Source organism: Porcibacter vitabionis (genome assembly GCF_046263795.1).
Classification (GTDB): domain Bacteria; phylum Bacillota; class Clostridia; order Lachnospirales; family Lachnospiraceae; genus Lachnocurva.
Window position 1 is genome coordinate 40,658 of the sequence record NZ_JBJYZD010000002.1, and the last position, 19,850, is coordinate 60,507.

At 47.8% G+C, this 19,850-nt stretch carries 14 protein-coding genes; 13 read left to right on the forward strand and 1 reads right to left on the reverse strand.

The window, feature by feature from the left end:
- Positions 1-258: 258 nt before the first annotated feature.
- From ACKX2L_RS01820 to ACKX2L_RS01880, 13 genes are all read left to right on the forward strand, one after another.
- A complete protein-coding gene (locus tag ACKX2L_RS01820; protein ID WP_497550687.1) occupies positions 259-1,185 on the forward strand; it encodes a DUF1751 domain-containing protein in 927 nt (308 codons plus the stop codon).
- Positions 1,186-1,227: 42 nt separating this feature from the next.
- Entirely contained in the window at positions 1,228-2,910 is a 1,683-nt protein-coding gene (locus ACKX2L_RS01825; protein ID WP_497552551.1) for a glutamine--tRNA ligase/YqeY domain fusion protein, read from the forward strand.
- An 11-nt stretch (positions 2,911-2,921) separates the two neighbouring features.
- Positions 2,922-3,440: a VanZ family protein gene (locus tag ACKX2L_RS01830; RefSeq protein WP_497552552.1), complete on the forward strand. Its 519-nt coding sequence runs from the start codon at positions 2,922-2,924 to the stop codon at positions 3,438-3,440.
- Between the two features lie 47 nt (positions 3,441-3,487).
- Entirely contained in the window at positions 3,488-5,257 is a 1,770-nt protein-coding gene (gene argS, locus ACKX2L_RS01835) for an arginine--tRNA ligase (RefSeq protein ID WP_497552553.1), read from the forward strand.
- Positions 5,258-5,315: 58 nt separating this feature from the next.
- A complete protein-coding gene (locus ACKX2L_RS01840; RefSeq protein WP_497552554.1) occupies positions 5,316-6,389 on the forward strand; it encodes a CobW family GTP-binding protein in 1,074 nt (357 codons plus the stop codon).
- Positions 6,390-6,423: 34 nt separating this feature from the next.
- Positions 6,424-7,404 (forward strand): TIGR03943 family putative permease subunit, encoded by a 981-nt coding sequence (locus ACKX2L_RS01845; protein WP_497552555.1) that lies wholly within the window; start codon positions 6,424-6,426, stop codon positions 7,402-7,404.
- A 55-nt stretch (positions 7,405-7,459) separates the two neighbouring features.
- Entirely contained in the window at positions 7,460-8,347 is an 888-nt protein-coding gene (locus tag ACKX2L_RS01850) for a sulfide/dihydroorotate dehydrogenase-like FAD/NAD-binding protein (protein ID WP_497552556.1), read from the forward strand.
- Positions 8,348-8,352: 5 nt separating this feature from the next.
- On the forward strand, positions 8,353-9,735 hold the full coding sequence (gene gltA / locus ACKX2L_RS01855; RefSeq protein WP_497550735.1) for an NADPH-dependent glutamate synthase: 1,383 nt from the start codon (positions 8,353-8,355) through the stop codon (positions 9,733-9,735).
- 83 nt (positions 9,736-9,818) lie between these two features.
- A complete protein-coding gene (locus ACKX2L_RS01860; RefSeq protein ID WP_497552557.1) occupies positions 9,819-13,394 on the forward strand; it encodes a DUF5717 family protein in 3,576 nt (1,191 codons plus the stop codon).
- Positions 13,395-13,438: 44 nt separating this feature from the next.
- A complete protein-coding gene (locus tag ACKX2L_RS01865) occupies positions 13,439-14,668 on the forward strand; it encodes a DUF5716 family protein (protein WP_497552558.1) in 1,230 nt (409 codons plus the stop codon).
- A gap of 1 nt (position 14,669) precedes the next feature.
- Positions 14,670-15,512, forward strand: coding sequence for a hypothetical protein (locus ACKX2L_RS01870; RefSeq protein ID WP_497552559.1), 843 nt, complete (start codon positions 14,670-14,672; stop codon positions 15,510-15,512).
- 35 nt (positions 15,513-15,547) lie between these two features.
- Positions 15,548-17,017 carry a glutamate--tRNA ligase gene (gltX, locus tag ACKX2L_RS01875; RefSeq protein WP_497552560.1) on the forward strand — a complete coding sequence of 490 codons (1,470 nt, stop codon included), beginning with the start codon at positions 15,548-15,550 and terminating at the stop codon, positions 17,015-17,017.
- Between the two features lie 150 nt (positions 17,018-17,167).
- Entirely contained in the window at positions 17,168-19,393 is a 2,226-nt protein-coding gene (locus tag ACKX2L_RS01880) for an ATP-dependent helicase (RefSeq protein ID WP_497552561.1), read from the forward strand.
- Here the strand turns inward: ACKX2L_RS01880 and ACKX2L_RS01885 are convergent.
- The gene (locus ACKX2L_RS01885; protein WP_497550675.1) at positions 19,378-19,680 is read right to left on the reverse strand and encodes a DUF1292 domain-containing protein; all 303 of its coding nucleotides are present in this window, start codon (positions 19,678-19,680) and stop codon (positions 19,378-19,380) included. The genes ACKX2L_RS01880 and ACKX2L_RS01885 overlap by 16 nt on opposite strands.
- Positions 19,681-19,850: the final 170 nt, after the last annotated feature.

Genomic DNA, 19,850 nt, shown 5'->3' on the forward strand with positions numbered 1-19,850 from the left:
ATCTCGTGAGACTTGTCTTTTCCCTTTCGGGCCAAGGGACCATGTGCGTTTGCCCCGAAGAGGATCCGGATAAGATCACGCGTTCGATTTAGCATTATAATAAGAAAGAGATAGAAATACAAACCAAAACAGACATTCTTTAGAGATTGTTTAGAAATCTTATGGACAGGCGTGGCAATCCCTGTCTTCGTTGACAAGAGTCAGATTGAAATTTATAATGAGGAATGATTTTGTATTCATTTTTTGTGGAGCTACTATATGTGGGATAATTTAGAAAGAAAATTTGGCAAATATGCCGTAAGGCATCTGATGAATTATCTGATTGGCGGCTATATCCTGGGATATTTCTTTGTCCTCGGGCAGCAGATCCTGAAGGTCCCCTATCTGTCTTACATGACCTTGGACCCTTATCAGATCATTCATGGATCTCCCTTTCCTCAGATCTGGAGGCTGATCACCTGGGTCTTGATCCCGCCTTTCGGAAGCGGATTCATCAATTTTATTTTCGGTGTCATCATGATGATCTTCTACTGGCAGCTGGGAACTGTTCTGGAACGAACCTGGGGAACCTTCCGCTTTAATGTCTTTATCTGGAGTGGAATCCTCTTTACGATCATCGGTTCTTTCCTCCTCTATGCCGTCTATGCAGCACAAGGATATCCTGCCATCACTCTATCAACCATGATGGCGTTGCAGGCATCGGTTATTTCGACGAACTATATCAACCTGTCCATTTTTCTGGCTTTTGCTCTTTGCTATCCGGATATGCAGGTCATGCTCTATTTCATCATTCCGATCCGGATGAAGTGGTTATCCATTGTCTATGTGATTTTTACGGTGATCGATTTGTTCCGTTACATTTCTGCAGGAATATTCAGTGGAGTGGTAGAAATTTTGGCTTCTTTCCTAAGCTTTTGGATCTTCTATCTGTCTACGAGGGGCTCTTACCATGTTTCCTTCCGCCAGGCACAGAGAAGGCAGGCTTTCAAGAAGGCTTACGGGAATTTTAAGTCCGGTTTCCAGAAGGAAAAACAGGATGACGGTCCCAAACCCCGTCATAAATGCTGTATCTGCGGCAGGACAGATATTTCCAATCCGGAACTGACCTTCCGGTATTGCAGTAAGTGTAATGGCAATTATGAATATTGCCAGGATCATCTGTTCACGCATACCCATGTGAAATAAAGATGTTTCATCAATAGATAGAAAGAGTAAAGAAGGTTTAAAATGGCAGCAGAAGTTACCGAAACAATCACCGGCACGAAGAATTTTATTGAACTTGAGATTGATAAGGACCTTGCAGAGGGCAGGTACAGTGAAGTTGTTACCCGTTTTCCTCCGGAACCGAACGGCTATCTCCATATCGGACATGCCAAGTCTATTCTCTTGAATTACGGTATTGCCAAAGAATATCACGGACGTTTCAATATGCGTTTCGATGATACCAATCCGACCAAGGAGAAAAATGAATTTGTAGAATCCATTCAGAAGGATATTGAATGGCTGGGCGCTGACTTTGGCGGGGTGGTTCATTATGCGTCCGATTATTTCGACCAGATGTATGAGATTGCAGAAGATCTGATCAAAAAAGGGAAGGCCTATGCCTCCGATCTGACAGCGGAAGAGATCCGAGAATACCGTGGCACCCTGACGGAACCCGGAAAGGATGATCCGAACTGCAAGCGGTCGGCTGAAGAATCTTTACAGATTTTCCGCGACATGAAAGCCGGGAAATATAAGGATGGTGAGATGGTCATCCGTGCCCGGATCGATATGGCTTCTCCCAATATCAATATGAGAGATCCGATCATTTATCGTGTGGCCCATATGTCTCATGTCAGGACCGGGGATAAGTGGTGCATTTATCCCATGTACGATTTCGCCCATCCGATCGAGGATGCCATTGAGGGAGTTACTCACTCTCTCTGCACTCTGGAATTTGAAGATCACAGACCTCTCTATGACTGGGTAGTTCGTGAGGCCGGCTTCCCCCATCCGCCGAGACAGATCGAGTTTGCCAAGATGTATCTCACCAATGTGATTACCGGAAAGCGCTATATCAAGCGCCTGGTAGAAAATGGCACCGTAGACGGCTGGGATGATCCCCGTTTGGTATCTATCGCAGGCCTTCGCCGCCGTGGTTTCACACCGGAATCCATTCAGAACTTTGTCCGTCTGACCGGAATCAGTAAGAGCAATGCCTCCATCGATTATGCAGAACTGGAGTACTGTATCCGTGAAGACTTAAAGCTTCGTGACAGCCGTGTGATGGCGGTCATGCATCCTTTGAAGCTTGTCATTGACAACTATCCGGAAGGCAAGACCGAGTATCTGACCGTTCCGAACAATAAGGAAAACGAAGCCCTTGGAAGCCGTGAAGTTCCCTTCAGCCGTGAGGTCTATATTGAAGCGGACGACTTCATGGTAGAACCTCCGAAGAAGTATAAGAGACTTTATCCGGGCAATGAAGTCCGCCTGATGAATGCCTATTATGTGACCTGCACATCCTACGAAAGCGATGAAAACGGCAATGTGACCGTAGTTCACTGCAACTATGATCCAGAGACCCGGGGCGGTGATTCTCCGGACGGCCGTAAGGTCCGCGGCACCATTCACTGGGTCAATGCTGAGACTGCAGTTTCCGCAGAAGTTCGTCAGTATGAGAATATCGTAAATGAAGAGCTTGGCGTTTATAACGAGGATGGAAGTGTCAATGTCAATCCGAATTCCAAGACGGTCCTGCATGCATTTATTGAACCGGTTGTGAAGGACGCCAAGGCTTATGACAGTTTTCAGTTTGTCCGAGATGGATTCTATTGCGTTGACTGCAGGGATTCCCGCCCAGATCATCTGGTCTTCAATCGTGTTGTTTCTTTGAAGTCGAGCTATAAGCTCCCGGCGAAGAATTAAGAAGGCCGGACATGAGAGGATACCATTACAGACTGCGCACCCGCGCAAAGGTTTTTCTGATCCTGCTTATTGCATGGATGAGTCTGATTTTTATCATGTCATCCATGCCGGGAGAAGAATCGACAGACCTGTCCAATATCTTTCTTCGCCTGGGCAATCGCTTTCTTCTCTGGATCGCGCCGGGCACAAGCCTGGCCTTTCGATCCTTTCTGGTAAGAAAGGCTGCTCATGTGACGGAATATCTGATCCTGGAGATCCTCATGGTTTTCACTCTTCGGGAGTGGATACGATCGAAGAATAAGGATGTCATGCGAAAGAGCTTTTACTTTGAACTCTTGCTTCGACCCTTTCTTCTTGGCATCGCCTATGCCGGATCGGATGAATTCCATCAATACTTTATCAGTGAGAGGTCCGCTCAATGGAAAGACGTGATGATCGATTCCATCGGTCTCTTTCTGGGGCTTCTCCTGTCCTGGCTGATTTTGAACATTCTCTATCGGCGGGGGTTACAAAGGACAACATTGAGTTGATCGGAAGCAGATCAGAAGCAGATCTATAAAAAAGGAAAAGAATTAGAATGAAAGAATTAATTGATTTGATCACAGATGAGATGAAAAAAGGCTTCGTGAAAGCCGGTTACGATGACAAATATGCCAATGTAACCGTCTCCAACCGGCCGGATCTCTGTGAGTATCAGTGTAACGGAGCGATGCCGGCTGCCAAAGAATACCATAAGGCTCCGCTTGAGATCGCAAGAGAGATTACAGCTCAGTTAGAAGACAGCAATGTCTTCTCCAGTGTGGAAGCGGTAAAGCCGGGCTTTATCAACTTAAAAATTCAGAATGCCTATCTGTCTGACTATGTCAATGCCATGCGTATGGATCATGAGCGCTGCGGAGCAGACAAGGTGCCGAATCCGAAAACCATTATGATCGATTATGGCGGACCCAATGTCGCAAAGCCCCTGCATGTCGGACATCTTCGTTCCGCAGTGATCGGTGAGAGTATCAAGAGGATCCTTTCCTTTGCCGGAAACCGTGTCATCGGAGATATTCATCTTGGTGACTGGGGAACCCAGATGGGACTCATCATCACAGAGTTAAAGCTTCGTAAACCGGATCTGGTTTACTTTGAGCCGGATTATGACGGAGACTATCCGACCGAGCCGCCCTTTACGATCAGTGAGCTCGAGGAAATCTATCCGACCGCTTCCAAGAAGTCCAAGGAAGATGAAGAATATCACAAGAAAGCTCTGGAGGCTACCGCAGAACTTCAGAAGGGGAGACGCGGTTATCGAGCACTCCTTTCTCATATTTTGAATGTATCCGTTACGGATCTGAAGAAAAATTACGAGCGCCTGAATGTCTCCTTTGAACTCTGGAAGGGGGAGAGTGACGCCCAGCCCTATATTGCTCCTATGGTCAAGATGATGAAGGATAAGGGACTGGCCTATGAATCCGAAGGAGCCCTTGTCGTTGATGTGAAGGAAGACTCCGACAAGAAGGAGATCCCACCCTGTATGATTTTAAAATCGGATGGCGCAGCTCTCTATAATACGACAGACCTTGCAACTCTGGTCTGGAGAATGGAAGACTATCATCCGGACAAGATCGTCTATGTCGTAGACAAGAGACAGGAACTGCACTTTGTTCAGGTCTTCCGCTGTGCCAGAAAGACCGGCATCGTCGGACCGGATACCGAGCTTGATTTCGTCGGCTTCGGTACCATGAACGGAAAAGACGGCGGGCCTTTCAAGACCAGAGACGGCGGTGTTATGCGTCTGTCTCTGCTTCTGGATGAAGTCAATCAGGGCATGTATGAGAGGATCAAGTCCAACTCCGACCTTTCCGAAGAGGAAGCCAAAAAGACCGCAAAGCAGGTTGCACTGGCTGCGATTAAGTATGGCGACCTGATGAACCAGGCTTCCAAGGACTATATTTTCGATATCGATCGTTTCTCTGCCTTCGAAGGAAATACCGGCCCTTACATCCTCTATACCATTGTCCGGATCAAGTCGATCCTGAATAAATATAAGGCGTCCGGAAAGAAGGCTTCGGAATATTCCATTCAGGAGCCGGCAAGCGAGAGTGAGAAGGATCTGATGCTGATCCTGGCCCGCTTCAACCAGGCAATCCGCCTTGCAGCCCAGGAGATGGCTCCGCATAAGGTCTGCGCCTATGTCTATGATCTGGCAGAAGCCTTGAACCGTTTCTACCATGAGACCAGGATCTTAAGTCAGGAGAATGAGTCGGTTCAGGGAAGTTATATCAATCTTTTGGATCTGACCCGCCGTGTATTAGAGCAGTGCATTGATCTCTTGGGATTCTCTGCACCGGAACGAATGTAAAACTAATGAGTCCTGCACTCATATCCTTTGCAGATGATAGATAGAATCGAGGAATTATATGACTACTATTGATATTTATTCCGGCTTTCTCGGAGCCGGTAAGACGACATTCATGAAGAAGATGATTGCTGAGGCTTATAAAGACGAGAAGGTTGTAATCGTAGAGAATGAATTCGGTGAGATCGGTATCGACTCCGGTTTCTTAAAGGATACCGGAATTACCGTATCAGAGATCAATGGCGGCTGCGTCTGCTGTACTTTGGTCGGTGACTTCACCAAGAACCTGCATGAGGTCATAGAGACCTATCATCCGGACCGGATCCTGGTAGAGCCATCGGGTGTAGCAAAGCTTTCTGATGTTATGGTCTCCGTCATGGATGTGGCAAAAGCAGAAGAAAATGTAGAGATGGGCGCACTTGTTACCGTCATCAATGCTTTGAAAGCCAGAAAACAGATGAAGGCTTTCGGAGAATTTTTCATTGATCAGATCGAACATGCCACGACCATCGTCCTTTCCCGTACCCAGAAGGCAGACCAGGAAATGCTGGAGTTTTGCACCAAAGAGATCCAGGAACATAATCCGAAGGCTACGGTGATCACAACTCCCTGGGATGAACTGTCCGGCGAAACCATCCAAAAGACCATTGAGGGTAAGGACAGCCTGGAAGTTCAGGAACTTGCCGAGCTTCACCACGCAGAGGAAGAGGAGCACCACCATCATCACCATCATCACGATCATCATGATGGTGAAGAGTGTTGTTGTGGCCATGATGATCATGATCATGCTTCGCATAGTCATGATCATGCTGCGCATGATCACGACAAGGATCACGACAATGGCCATCATCACGCAGATGATATCTTTACGACCTGGGGCAAGACCACACCCCATAAGTTTACCCGTGAGACCATTGAGAAGGCTTTAAAGGCTTTCTCTGAAACCGACGACTATGGCTATATCGTTCGTTCCAAGGGAATGGTTCCGGCTGAGGACGGAAGCTGGATCTACTTCGATCTGGTTGACGGTGAATATGAGATCCGAAGCGGTGAACCGGATGTTACCGGCCGTCTGGTTGTCATCGGAACGGATGTCAAAGAAGATGAAGTCGAGAAAGTATTCGGACTTCAGTAAGACTTTAAGACTATAAGATAGAAAGGATAAGCCTATGTCAGAAGTCCCTATTTACTTCTTCTCCGGCTTTATGGACAGCGGTAAGACAACACTGATTTCCGAGACCCTGATCAATGACGGTTTTGGGGATGATCTGGATTCAGGTCTCATCATCCGCTGTGAAGATGGTGATGAAGAGTATGACGAGAAAAAGCTGGAAAGAGTTCATACCAAGGTCGTCACCATTGAAAAGAAAGAGGATTTTACAAGAGAAAATCTTCAGAAGCTGGAAGACAGTTATCAGCCGGATGCAGTTTTCATTGAGTGGAACGGTACCTGGGAGACCGATCAACTCTATGATGATTCGGAGAGTGGCTTTCAGTGGCCGAAGGGCTGGATGATCGTTCAGTCCCTGGCAACCGTAGATGCCGGGACCTTCGAGATGTATCTCTTAAATATGCGTAAGATGATGCTGCAGCAGCTTTCTCACGCTGAGGTCATCATTTTCAATCGCTGTACGAAGGATACCAAGAAGTCCAAGTTCCGTGGCGCCATCAAAGCTTTCAATCGTCCGGCCCAGATCGTTTATGAGAGAGAAGACGGAACGATTGACAATGATCCGGAAGAACTGCCTTTTGATATTACAAAAGATGAAATTCAAATCACAGATTCGGATTATGCAATCTGGTTTATGGATTGTATGGATCATCCGGAAAAATATGACGGAAAGACCATTTCCTTCAAGGCTCTGGTCTATAATCCAACCGAGGGGAAGGGCAAATTAAAACCCGGTACTTTCGTACCCGGCCGTTTTGCCATGACCTGCTGTGTTGAGGATATCCAGTTCCTCGGCATGAAGTGTAAGTACAAAGATTCCGCGAATATCAAACATAGATCCTGGATCTATTTAACAGCCAGGCTGAAAAATGAATTTGCCAAGGAATACAGAGGAAAAGGACCGGTTCTTTATCCGATTTCCATCGAACCTGCAGAAAAACCTGCCACGAAGGAAGAAGAACTGGTATATTTTAACTAAGGGAATGAAAAGGGTATAGGAGAATTATAGGAAAAGGAAAAAGGAGGACATGGATATGTACCTGATCAAAAAGAAGGAGATGCTGGCTGACCGGATCTTCCTCATGGAGGTCGAAGCACCGTTGGTTGCAGAGTCTTGTTTGCCGGGACAGTTTGTCATCGTACGGACAGATGAGGAGTCAGAGAGGATCCCGCTCACCATTTGCGATTACGATGCCAAAGCCGGTACGGTAACGATCGTTGTACAGATGATCGGCGCATCGACAGAAAAGATGGAGAAGTTGAATCAGGGGGATTCCTTCCATGATTTTGTCGGCCCCTTGGGAAATCCTTCCGAGCTCTGTCTGGAAGAGAATCTTCCTGAGACAAAGAAAAAGCGGATCGTCTTTGTGGCCGGCGGTCTTGGAACCGCTCCGGTCTATTGTCAGGTAAAATGGCTTCATGATCATGGCGTCAAAGTGGATGTCATCATGGGGTCCAAGAATAAGGACCTCCTTTTCTTCGTTGACAGAATGAATGCCGTCTCCGAAAATCACATCTGCACGGATGATGGATCTTACGGCTTCCATGGAATGGGTACGGACTGTCTCCAGGCTCTCTATGATGAGGGCAGGCGCTTTGATCACTGCGTTGCCATCGGACCTATGATCATGATGAAATTTGTCTGCAAGCTGACGGAAAAACTCGGTATTCATACGGTTGTTTCCATGAACCCGGTGATGGTGGATGGAACCGGTATGTGCGGTGCCTGTCGCCTGATCGTAGACGGAAAAGTAAAGTTCGCCTGTGTGGACGGACCGGAATTTGACGGACATAAAGTCGATTTTGACCTTGCAATGAAGCGGATGGCCCAGTATAAGACAGAAGAGGGCAGAAAGAAGCTGGAACTGGAAGAGGGCGATACCCATCACGGCGGATGCGGAGTTTGCGGAGGTGAAAAGTAATGGCAATGGATATGATGAAGCGAGTACCGGTAAAAGAGCAGGATCCCAAGGTACGTGCTAAGAATTTCGAAGAGGTATGCCTCGGATATACCGAAGAAGAGGCGATGGCAGAAGCAGAGCGCTGCCTGAATTGTAAAAATCCCCGCTGTGTCGGCGGATGCCCGGTTTCCATCAATATTCCGGCTTTTATTCAGGAAGTAAAGCACGGAGACTTTGAAAAAGCTTATGAGATCATTTCCGAGTCTTCTTCCCTCCCTGCAGTCTGCGGACGTGTATGCCCGCAGGAGACCCAGTGTGAGGGCGTCTGCATCCGTGGAATCAAGGGCGAAGCCGTAGCCATCGGAAAGTTAGAGCGTTTTGTTGCAGACTGGGCAAGAGAACATGGTATTTCTCCCAAATCGGACAAGCCGAAGAATGGCCATAAGGTTGCTGTGATCGGAGCTGGTCCTTCCGGTCTGACCTGTGCCGGAGATCTGGCAAAGGAAGGCTATGATGTCACCATTTTCGAGGCATTGCATGAGGCCGGCGGTGTTTTGGTCTATGGAATTCCGGAATTCCGTCTTCCCAAAGACAAGGTTGTAAAGCCGGAAGTTTCTAATGTCGAGAAACTTGGCGTCAAGATCGAAAAGAATGTTATCATCGGTAAGACATTGACGATCGATCAGCTCTTTGATCGTGGCTTTGAGGCCGTATTCATCGGATCCGGTGCCGGTCTGCCACGCTTTATGGGGATCCCGGGAGAACAGGCCAACGGTGTCTTCTCCGCCAATGAATTCCTGACCCGGAATAATCTGATGAAAGCCTATCTTGATGAAGATACACCGATTCAGAGAGGAAAGAAGGTCGTTGTTGTCGGAGGTGGAAATGTTGCTATGGATGCAGCCAGGACGGCGCTTCGCCTGGGTGCAGAGGTCCATATCGTATACCGACGTTCTGAGGCGGAACTTCCCGCTCGTCGTGAGGAAGTCCATCATGCCAAGGAAGAGGGCGTGATCTTTGATCTCCTCCAGAATCCGGTAGAGATCCTGACCGATGAGAATGACTGGGTGACCGGTATTCGTCTGATCAAGATGGAGCTGGGAGAGCCGGATGAATCCGGAAGAAGGAGACCGGTTGAAATCAAGGGATCGGAATACGAGATCGCTTGTGATACGGTGATCATGGCGCTTGGAACCTCACCGAATCCTCTGATCGCATCGACCACCAAGGGACTGGATGTCAATAAGAGAGGCTGCATTATTGCAGAGGAAGAAACCGGTAAGACCAGCCGTGATGCGGTTTATGCCGGCGGTGATGCCGTTACCGGAGCTGCGACAGTGATCCTGGCTATGGGTGCCGGAAAAGATGCTGCCAAGGCCATTGATCAATATTTTAAGAACAAGAAGTGATCATAAGTGTTTCGGGCTTTCGACCCTGACACCAAAAAAAGGAAACAGGAATCAGGGAAGAATCTCTGTTGGAGGAATTAGACTTGCGTAGAAGGATCTGGAGAATATCAGAAGATCGTTTTGACGACCCGAAGCCGGATCTCATTGTCTGTCCGGAAACCTTAAATCTCACATTTCCTTTATCCGGGGATAAAAAGGGAACATTCCGCCTGCAGAGTAAGAATGGAGTCATGGCCAGAGGCATTGTCTATTCTTCCAATCCCTATGTTCTGTGTGAGACCCCTCAATTTGAGGGAACAGAGATCACGATTTCTTACAAACTCCAGGATGCCGCATTTTCAAAAGAGGACATGCTGGAAGGAAATTTTACCATTATCTATAATCAGGGAAGCTTAAGGCTGCCATATCGCTTTCTCTTTACCGAGGAAGAAAAGGATGGAAAAGCAGATGGTGAGGTTTCCCTTTCTACACCGGAGGACCTCTGCCGGATCTATCGAAAAGATCCGGAGGGGGCTCTTCGGCTTTTTTTCAGTGAAAATTATGCAAAAGCCATGGAGAAAGCTCCCCTGGATCAGAAACTTCTTTTCCGGGGTTTTGTGACAGCGACTCCAACGATTCAGAATCTGGAAAACTATCTGGTGGATGGTAAGGTCAAGGAGCCGGTTCTCTTTGAGAGTAAAGACAAAGAAGTGAAGGTCTATGGCCTGAGAGAAGATTGGCAGGGAACCATTCCGATCACACGATCCACCTGGGGCTATACCTCGATCCATGTGGAAAGCGATGCGGATTTCTTAGAGCCGGAGAAGAAAGTCTTGACAGAGACCGATTTTCTGGGCGTCTCCGCAAGCCTTCGCTTTCTGATCCGAAAAGACCGCCTGCATGGAGGAAGAAATGCAGGCCATATCCGTCTTTTTGATAAGAGAAATTCCATAAGGATCACCATTGAAGCGGGCGTTCGGACGGAGGAAGAAGGGAAAAAACTTTCCGAAGAAAATCAAAAGCAGAAGACCATCGTTCGACTCTATAAGGATTATATCTTCTTTCGCCTGGGAAAGATGGAGAAGGAAGCATGGGTAAAAGAAAGCTTGGATTCTCTGGATCTTTTATCTCATATGGAAGAGGAAGAGACAGAGAAAAAGAAAGGTTTCTTAAGCTATCGGGAGAATGTCTGGATCAACCTCTGCCGCTGCTACCTTCATCTGATGAATGATGACCGTCAGGAAGCTTTATATTTCATCCGGGAATTAAAAGAAGATATCAAAGACCATGCCAGCCCGGCCTGGGCGGCCCTTCTCTATCTCTGCATCAAAATGGAAGAAGAGGAGAGCTATAAGACCCGGCTGACCGAAGAAATAGAAGAGATCTTTGCCATGAATCCGGATGACCTCAGGATCTTCCTTCTTCTTCTCCATCTCAGAACTTCCTATGAGAGGGATCCGGCATGGAAATTAAAGGATATCCGCCAGTGGGTCATGAACGGCTATGCCAGCCCCCTTCTCTATCTGGAGGCTATGGATCTGTATAACAAGGCACCCTATTTACTGAACGAGTTCAATCCCTTTACCTTCCGGGTCCTGGCCTTTCTTGAGAAATATCATGCCTTTTCGGATGCAATTTCCATGCAGCTTGTGGAGATCCTGTCCTTTTTCCCGGTCTTTGATGAGAGAGTCTTACGAATTCTTATGGCTTGTTATAAGGACCACTACAGGAGAGATGATCTCTTGAAGCGGATCTTAAGTTATCTCCTTTTGGGGAGGAAATTCAAGGAGGCCTATCTGCCCTGGTATCTCCTCGGCATTGAGAAGGATATGGATGTGCCGGGCATTTATGAAGCCTATCTCTATTCCCTTCCTCAGGATTACGTTTCCCCTCTGCCGAAGAAGGTAAAGCTCTATTTCCGCTATCCAAGCCAGCTTCCTTTCGAACAGAAGGCGCAGTTATTTGCCAATTGTGTTCTTCATAAAAGGGAAGATCCGGACACTTATAAGGAATATTTCCGGGCAATCGTAAAATTTGCCAAAGAACAGCTTTATGCCGGCCGCCTGAGTGATAACATGATCATTCTCTATCGGGATCTTTTGAAGGGAGAGTTTCTGACCGATGATGACTGCCGGAATCTGGGCCGCCTCTTTTTCGTAAAGAAGGCTGTCCCTTTGCGCCAGAAGGCCGTTCGCCTGGTGGTCTATGAAAATTGCCGTAAGAACCCCCGAATGTTTCCGGTTGTAAACGGCCTCTCCTATGTAACCATACAGGATCCTGATTTCAAGATCTTTCTGGAAGACGGGGATGGCTGTCGCTTTGCAGAAGAGGGCAGGGTCTATCTGGAAGACATCCTTCCGGAATCTTCCCGGATCTTTCTGGAAAACCGGATCCCGGACCCTTATGAATTCCAACTGTCTGATTTTATCCGGCGGAAGGAAAAAACCTTCCAAAGCGGGGATCTGTCGTTGATTCAGCATCTTCTGTCGGATGAGGAGATCGCTCCCGCCTTTCGGAAAAATCTCTATCCGGCTATGCTGGATTATTTGAAGCAACAGGGGAAGGAAGAGGTTCTGACCTCCTATCTCTGGGACCATCGGAAGGATGAATTTCTACCCGTGGAACTTCGGAAGGAAATGCTGACCTATGGCATCAAAGAACAGTTTTTGGATGAGGCCTATGAAATGCTTCTCCTTACGAATGGCCTCATGGTTGATCTGAAGCTTTTGCTTTGGGTAGTAAATTTCAGGATCGTAAGAGCCGGCTTTCAGGAAGAAGATTTCTTGGTTTCTTTGGCTTCCTGGCTCTTCTTAAGAGACTGTGCTTCGGAACAGTCCCTGGCATATCTCAACCGTTATTACAGCGGTCCGATCCGGGATATGCAGAAGCTTTTCCTTAAGGTGGAAGAGGACCGGATGCAGGACTTCGGTCTTACGGAGCGGATCCTGATCCAGATGCTTTACAGTTCTTACAATATGGATTATCCGGCAAAGCTCTATCTCTCTTACAAGAGACGTCATCCCAATCGGATGGTGGTGGAGGCTTTCTTGAATTTCTGGTCCAGACAGTATCTTCTTTACGACCGAAAGGAAGACGCATCCTTCTTCTCGGATCTTATGCGTCTGGAAGAGACCAAAGACGGGTCCAGGAGCATGAGACTTGCACTTTTAAAAGATCTTTTGGGCCGGACCGGACTTTCCGCGGAGGAAACAAGTCTTCTGGAGAAACTCTTGAGCGATTTCACGCGAAGAAAAGTATGGTTTACATTTTATAAAAATGCAGACCCTGCCTTACAGATCCGCTATCAGATCAATGATAAGATCTTTCTGGAGTATCACGGACAGGCAGGCCGGGAACTGGTTCTGGAATGGCAGAAGAATGAGGAGCCAAAGCAGCGGGAATTCCTGAAGGAAATGTATGACGGAATCTATGTAAAGCCATTCGTCCTCTTTTATTCGGATCGTGTCACTTATCAGATCCTGTCGCCGGAGGGCGAAAATCTGGCTTCCGGCAGTTTGTCCGGTGCGGAAAATAAGGATCAAAAGGAGAAAAATTACTTTTCTGACATGAATCAGATCGAACAGGACCGGCAGGAGAAGCAGCCGGAGAAATTGGCAGAGGAGATCAAGTCTTTCGCCAGAAAGCAGAGACTGACCCGGCATCTCTTTCACTGGATCTGAAGCAGAAAGAAAAGAAGAAAGAAGAGAAGGAAGTAGAAAGCAGGATGAGTGGCTTATATTATGGGATCGATCTGGGGGAGAAAACCACGATTATCAGCTACTGGCAGACGAACATGTCAGATCCTCTGACCATGTCTACGGTGGTTGGCAGTGACGATATCGAGATTCCGACGGCATTGGCCAAGAGACCTGGTCTCTCCCAGTGGTTCTTCGGGAAAGATGCCAGAGAGAAGGCCCTGGAAGGAAGGGCAGTCGAAGTTCCCTCTCTTTTGGAAAATGCAAAAAAAAATAATAAACTTACTTTGGATGGCAGGGCCTATGAGGCACGTGATCTTTTCGCTATTTTTATTCGGCATTTGATGGAATTGAACGGATCAGCGATCCGGCCTTTGACCATCGAAAAAGTTGCTTTTACTGCAGAGCATTTTTCAGAGCAGGATATGGAACTGTTGACAGATCTGATGTCCAGACTGTCCCTGACCTTAGATCAGTTGATCCTTTTGGACCATAGAGAGGCCTTCTATTACTATGCCTTAAGTCAGAGAAGTGACCTCTTTACGAACGATGTTCTTCTCTTGGAGGCATCCGGCGAACAGATCCGGACCTGCCGTCTGCACAGAGAAACCAAAGGCAGACCCCAGCGGGTGACATTAGGCGATTCTTCTTATGAAATGCATCTTGAAAACCGGGATATGGAATTTGCAGAGGTCTGTCGGAATCTCCTGTCTCAAGGGAAATGCAGCACGGCCTATCTGGTCGGAGACGGTTTTGACGGAGGCTGGATGAAGGAGTCTATGGCCCTTCTGACGCGGGAATGCCATGTCTTTGTCGGGAAAAACCTCTATTCGAAAGGGGCGTCCTATGCCGGACGGGTCAGAAGCGGAGAGAAAAGCTGGTCCTTCTCCTATTTGGGTGACCAGGAGATGAAATTCCATCTTTTTCTTAAGGTCAGCGATCGGAATAAGGCCCGTTTTCTTCCTTTGATTGAAGCCGGGGACAGCTGGTTTACTGCGAAAGGTCAGTGTGAGGTGATCCTGGATGGAAGCCCGGAGATCGAACTCTGGATCCAGCGGCCGGAAAGCCGTAAGGCAAAGATCGACCTCTTGAAACTGGAAGATCTGCCGAGGAGAGAAAACCGGACGTCAAGGCTTCGGATTTCTGCGGAGGCCGTGTCGGACCGTGAAGTCAAGGTAAGGATCCTGGATCTGGGTTTCGGCGAGATCTATCCGGGCAGCGGAAAAAGCTGGGTCCACAGGGTCCAGGTGGAGGGCTGATATGGGAGAACTGATTCTGTGCAGGGCACCTTTGACGGCCAGCCCTTATTATATCGAAGAAAAATCATTGAATATTTATTCTCTGGAAGAATTGTCCTATTATCTGGCCCATAATATCTATCTTCTTCGACCTGATTTTATCAACCCGGATCTGATCCAATGGATCGGGGAGGATCTGGGGGAGAAAAAACTGGCAGAAGAATTGCAGGGATTGATGGGAAGAAAGGCTCCGCTTCACATTTTTGTCAGCCGGATCCTGGAAGAGACCGGTTATCTCACACCACCGGAGATTCAGAGAACGGTCAGGGAGATCGAGACGTTCGAGAGTAAGGGAGAAGTGGAAAGCCGGAAGATCCGGGCGGACCATCTCCTGGAGGATGGGCATGTCATGGATGCCATCCGGGAATATCTAGCCCTCCTGGAAGATCAGGAGAGATTAAAGCCTTCTTTGGAACTCTTAGGCGATCTCTGGCACAATCTTGGCGTCGGACAGGTTCGTCTCTTCTCTTTTTCGGAAGCGGAGGAGAGTTTTAAAAGGGCCTATGAGAAGAATCATCGGACCATTTCTCTCTGCTCCCTTTTGGAAGCCTGCCTGGTCGAGGGAAACAAGGAGGCTTATCAGGAAAACCTTCATCACTTCCTTGTGACTCCGGATCTTAAGAAGGAAGTGGAAGAAGCCGTTCGAATTGAGTCCGAGGCAGAACCTTTGGTCAAATTCGGAGAAGATGTTGACAGTGCCATTTCGCAAGTTGTAACATCAGAGGGTCAGACTGTAAGAACTGATATCCATGATATCAGAGAAACAATCGATCAATGGAAACAGGATTATCTCAGTCAATTATGATCTGAGTTTTCCTGCTGAGATAAAAAGGAGACATTATGAGTAAAGTCAGAACAAGATTTGCTCCGAGCCCGACCGGCCGGATGCATGTCGGAAACCTTAGAACCGCACTGTATGCATATCTTATCGCAAAGCATGCCGGGGGAGATTTCATCCTTCGAATCGAGGATACGGATCAGGAGCGCTATGTTGAGGGCGCGGTCGATATTATTTACCGGACCATGAAGGAAACCGGTCTGGTGCATGATGAAGGACCGGATAAGGACGGAGGCTGTGGCCCCTATGTCCAAAGTGAGAGACAGGCACAGGGTCTCTACATGAAATATGCCAAGGAGCTCATTGATAAGGGCGAAGCCTATTACTGCTTCTGCTCCGAGGAACGGCTGAATTCTCTGACCCGTACGATCGAAGTGAATGGCGAGAAAAAGGAAGTCCGGGCTTATGATAAGCACTGCCTGCATCTGTCCAAGGAAGAGGTTCAGAAGAATCTGGATGCCGGTATGCCTTTTGTCATCCGTCAGAATAATCCGACGACAGGCACAACCACCTTCCATGATGAGATCTACGGAGATATCACTGTCGATAATTCCGAGCTCGATGATATGATCCTGATCAAATCGGACGGATATCCGACCTATAATTTCGCAAATGTGGTAGACGATCATCTCATGGGTATTACTCATGTCGTGAGAGGGAATGAATATCTGTCTTCTTCCCCCAAGTACAACCGTCTTTACGAGGCTTTCGGCTGGGAGATCCCTAAGTATATCCATTGTCCTCTGATCACAAATGAAGACCATCAGAAGCTTTCCAAGCGTTCCGGACATTCCTCTTTCGAGGATCTGGTAGAGCAGGGCTTTTTGACGGAAGCAATCGTGAATTTCGTGGCTCTCTTAGGCTGGAGTCCGGAATCCAATCAGGAAATCTTCACATTGGAGGAACTGGTCAAGGAGTTCGATTATCACAGAATTAATAAGTCCCCGGCTGTTTTCGATTATGGTAAGCTGAAATGGATGAACGGCGAGTATATCCGGAAGATGTCAAAGGAAGCTTTCCTGAAAAAGGCCCTTCCCTATATCCATGAGGCAGTCGGTGATTCTTTTGATGATGAGAAGATTGCCGAAATGGTTCAGGGCAGGATCGAGACCTTCCCGGAGATCGAGGACCATATCGATTTCCTGAAGGAGGTGCCCCCTTATGATGTCTCTATGTATACGCATAAGAAAATGAAGACCACAGCGGAACTTTCCCTGGAAGTCTTAAAAACGGTACTTCCGCTTCTGGAATCCACAGAGGATTATTCCAATGATGCTCTTTTTGAAGAACTCAAGGCTTTCGCTGGAGAGCATGGCTGGAAGAACGGTCAGGTCATGTGGCCGATCCGGACCGCCCTTTCCGGAAAGCAGAGCACCCCTGGCGGTGCTACCCAGCTTCTGGAACTCCTGGGCAAGGAGAGAAGCCTGGAGCGGATCCAGAATGCTATAGATAAGCTGGAGAAGGAAATCTAACATCCAGACGCCACGAGAGTAGGTCTCGGACGAATTTGCAAGCCGATGTAACTTCCGAACGATCGACCGAGAAAAGCGATCAGCCCGAGGACTGTCTGAGCTGCGAAGCAGCGAGTTCCGCAGGGCCGCTTTTCGACAGGAGAGCGTTCGATGAAGTTACACGGCGAAGTAACCCTGAGGACGAGACCTACCCTCGTGGCAGCGGCTGTTTTAGAGAGTAGAACAGCGGATTCGAAGGGGAATCGAATCCGTGAAAATGGAGTTATGAAAAAACAGGATCCGGCTGGGAAACAGGATCCGAACGTAAGAAGAGAGATAGGAAGAGAGCGTTTTATGCATCTTGATGCCCTTCAGACCCGGGCTGTCACCCGGGGAGACGGACCCTGTCTCATATTGGCCGGACCTGGCGCCGGAAAGACGACGGTACTGACCGAACGCATTTTGTATTTAATCAGGGAAGCAGGTATTCCGGAGGAGCAGATCCTTGTGATCACATTCACAAGGGATGCTGCTATGGAAATGAAGACCCGCTTCCTTCAAAAGTCTGGGAAAACGGGACAAAGCGTTTCTTTTGGAACCTTTCATTCCGTTTTCTTTTTTATTTTAAGGACATCTCTCGGTTATCGGCAGAAGGATCTTCTGACCGGGCCAGGACGGCGGGCAATCTTAAAAGCAAGTCTGATCGAAGCCGGCCTTCCTTTCCTGGAAGATGTCGAAGAGGATCCCAAGGTCTGGCAGGAACTCAGCCGATTTGCCTGCAGCGGTCTACCCCTGGATCAGTATAAGCCCAAGTTTTTTCCGGAGGATTTTAGAAGGGTCATAGGACTCTATCAGGAGAAAAAGGAAGAAAGCCGGCTTTTGGATTTTGACGACCTTATGGGAAAAACCAGGGACCTCTTTTTGAATCGACCGGATCTGTTAAAACAGTGGAGGAAGCGCTATCCATACATTTTGGTGGATGAAGTGCAGGATATGAATCCCATCCAGTTTGAGATCCTGGCCCTCTTGTCCGGCCCGGCCAATCATATCTTTGCGGTCGGAGATGACGATCAGTCCATCTATGGCTTTCGAAACGCTTCTCCAAAACTGATGCTTCGCTTCCCGGATATTTATCCGCAGTGTGAAATCTTAAAGATGACGCGAAATTATCGGTCGGCAAAGGCCATTGTCACGGCTTCGGATCGTTTGATCCAATGGAATAAAGAACGCTATCCCAAGGAGGCCCTTGCCGTGTCAGAAGAAGAGGGGCAGATCTTCTATCTTTTTTCTGCATCTTTTGAGGAAGAGGCAAAGAAGATCCTTTCTCTGATCAAGCAGGACCTGAAAGGGGAAGGGCGGATCGGTATCCTTTTTCGGAACCGCTTTCATGCCGATGCCATTCGTCAGGAACTGGCGCTGAATAAGATCCCCTTTTCTTATCCGGAAGAGAAGAAGAACCCTTATGGTCATCCCATTTTCCGGGATATGGAAGCTTATCTTCGTCTGGCGGATGGAAAAAGGACGAGGGAGGATTTCCTTCGGGTCATCAACCGGCCCCTTCGTTATCTGCCGAGAACGATCTTTTCGGAGGATGGTTTAAGTGATGAGGAACTTCTGAACCGAGCCAGGTCTTATGGAGGCGGCAGGACTTCCTGCTCGGATGTCTATGCCGTAAGACAAAAATCGGAACGACTGTATCAAATCCTTCTGGCTTTCCTTTCAGAACTGCATTTCATTCGGACGCTTCCGCCTTATGCTGCGGTGAATTATATCTTGAAAGGGTGTGGTTATGAAGCTTTCTGCAGAGAGACAGAGAAAAACTCCGAGGGAGGCATATTAAGCCGGGAAAGGGAGGATGATAAAGATTCCGGACGAGATGGAGAGAGAGAAAGAAGATCGTCATGGGAAAACGATCGAGATCTCATTCTCCGCCTGGCTCATAAGGAGAAGTCTATTCGGGGCCTGGCGGATCGGATCCGGGACCTCTATCTGGATTGGGAGCGGGAGAATGAAGGTTTTAAAGGAAAACAAAAAGGAAAACAAAAAGAGACAGAAGAATCTCTTAGAAGAGAAAGAGATATTCGAACCGGAGAGGAGGGAGAGGATCCGAATCGATCGAATCTGAGGGATCGGATCTCGCTTCATACCTTCCATAGTTCCAAGGGACTGGAATTCGATACGGTCTATATTTTGAACTTAATCGAGGGAGCGGTGCCGTCGGCTAAGGCGGTTACAGAGGAGGAGATGGAAGAGGAACGCCGCATGTTCTATGTGGCTATGACAAGGGCCAAGACCAAACTGGTCTTGTCGACGGCGGTTTTGGACAATAAAAAATTAAGAACGCCTTCCCGTTTCTTACGGGAAATGCGTTCTTCTCCTGATCACAATTGTTCCTGAATCTCGTCAAAACGTTTGCTGACGCGGTCATATTCCTCGTCGGTTTCGATATTGCCGAGATAGGGCTCCTTCTTCTCATCCTCATAATAGCGGTAAATGTAGACCTGATCCTGCATGGGCTGGCCCTTGTCATCGATGGGTAGGAGGACGATGTAAAACTGGTCGCCGACGTCGAAGATCGTCAGAGCCTGGCAGTCCATTTCACTTCCGTCGTCCAGTTCGATGGTCACGGTAAGATCCGACAGATCGGTCTGTGTGTCGAGAGAAATTCCCTTATGTGCGCTCATATTTGGATCCTTTCTGTTTACATGATGGTTCCCTTACAATAGCTGATATTTTATGGAAAATCAATGCCTGTCTGTAAAAGGAAAGCCCATTTTTCTTTCTCCTATGCTAAAATAAATACAAATGTCCGATTTTCATGCAAGGGGCAATCATAAATATTGCATGGAATATC

What these genes read in the sequence shown, in the direction of transcription:
- ACKX2L_RS01840 (WP_497552554.1), top strand. Translation starts at nt 5,316, where the DNA reads ATGACTACTATTGATATTTATTCCGGCTTTCTCGGAGCCGGTAAGACG.
- argS (WP_497552553.1), top strand. Translation starts at nt 3,488, where the DNA reads ATGAAAGAATTAATTGATTTGATCACAGATGAGATGAAAAAAGGCTTC.
- ACKX2L_RS01825 (WP_497552551.1), top strand. Translation starts at nt 1,228, where the DNA reads ATGGCAGCAGAAGTTACCGAAACAATCACCGGCACGAAGAATTTTATT.
- ACKX2L_RS01885 (WP_497550675.1), bottom strand. Translation starts at nt 19,680, where the DNA reads ATGAGCGCACATAAGGGAATTTCTCTCGACACACAGACCGATCTGTCG.
- ACKX2L_RS01820 (WP_497550687.1), top strand. Translation starts at nt 259, where the DNA reads ATGTGGGATAATTTAGAAAGAAAATTTGGCAAATATGCCGTAAGGCAT.
- ACKX2L_RS01865 (WP_497552558.1), top strand. Translation starts at nt 13,439, where the DNA reads ATGAGTGGCTTATATTATGGGATCGATCTGGGGGAGAAAACCACGATT.
- ACKX2L_RS01845 (WP_497552555.1), top strand. Translation starts at nt 6,424, where the DNA reads ATGTCAGAAGTCCCTATTTACTTCTTCTCCGGCTTTATGGACAGCGGT.
- ACKX2L_RS01880 (WP_497552561.1), top strand. Translation starts at nt 17,168, where the DNA reads ATGAAGTTACACGGCGAAGTAACCCTGAGGACGAGACCTACCCTCGTG.
- ACKX2L_RS01830 (WP_497552552.1), top strand. Translation starts at nt 2,922, where the DNA reads ATGAGAGGATACCATTACAGACTGCGCACCCGCGCAAAGGTTTTTCTG.
- ACKX2L_RS01870 (WP_497552559.1), top strand. Translation starts at nt 14,670, where the DNA reads ATGGGAGAACTGATTCTGTGCAGGGCACCTTTGACGGCCAGCCCTTAT.
- gltA (WP_497550735.1), top strand. Translation starts at nt 8,353, where the DNA reads ATGGATATGATGAAGCGAGTACCGGTAAAAGAGCAGGATCCCAAGGTA.
- gltX (WP_497552560.1), top strand. Translation starts at nt 15,548, where the DNA reads ATGAGTAAAGTCAGAACAAGATTTGCTCCGAGCCCGACCGGCCGGATG.
- ACKX2L_RS01850 (WP_497552556.1), top strand. Translation starts at nt 7,460, where the DNA reads ATGTACCTGATCAAAAAGAAGGAGATGCTGGCTGACCGGATCTTCCTC.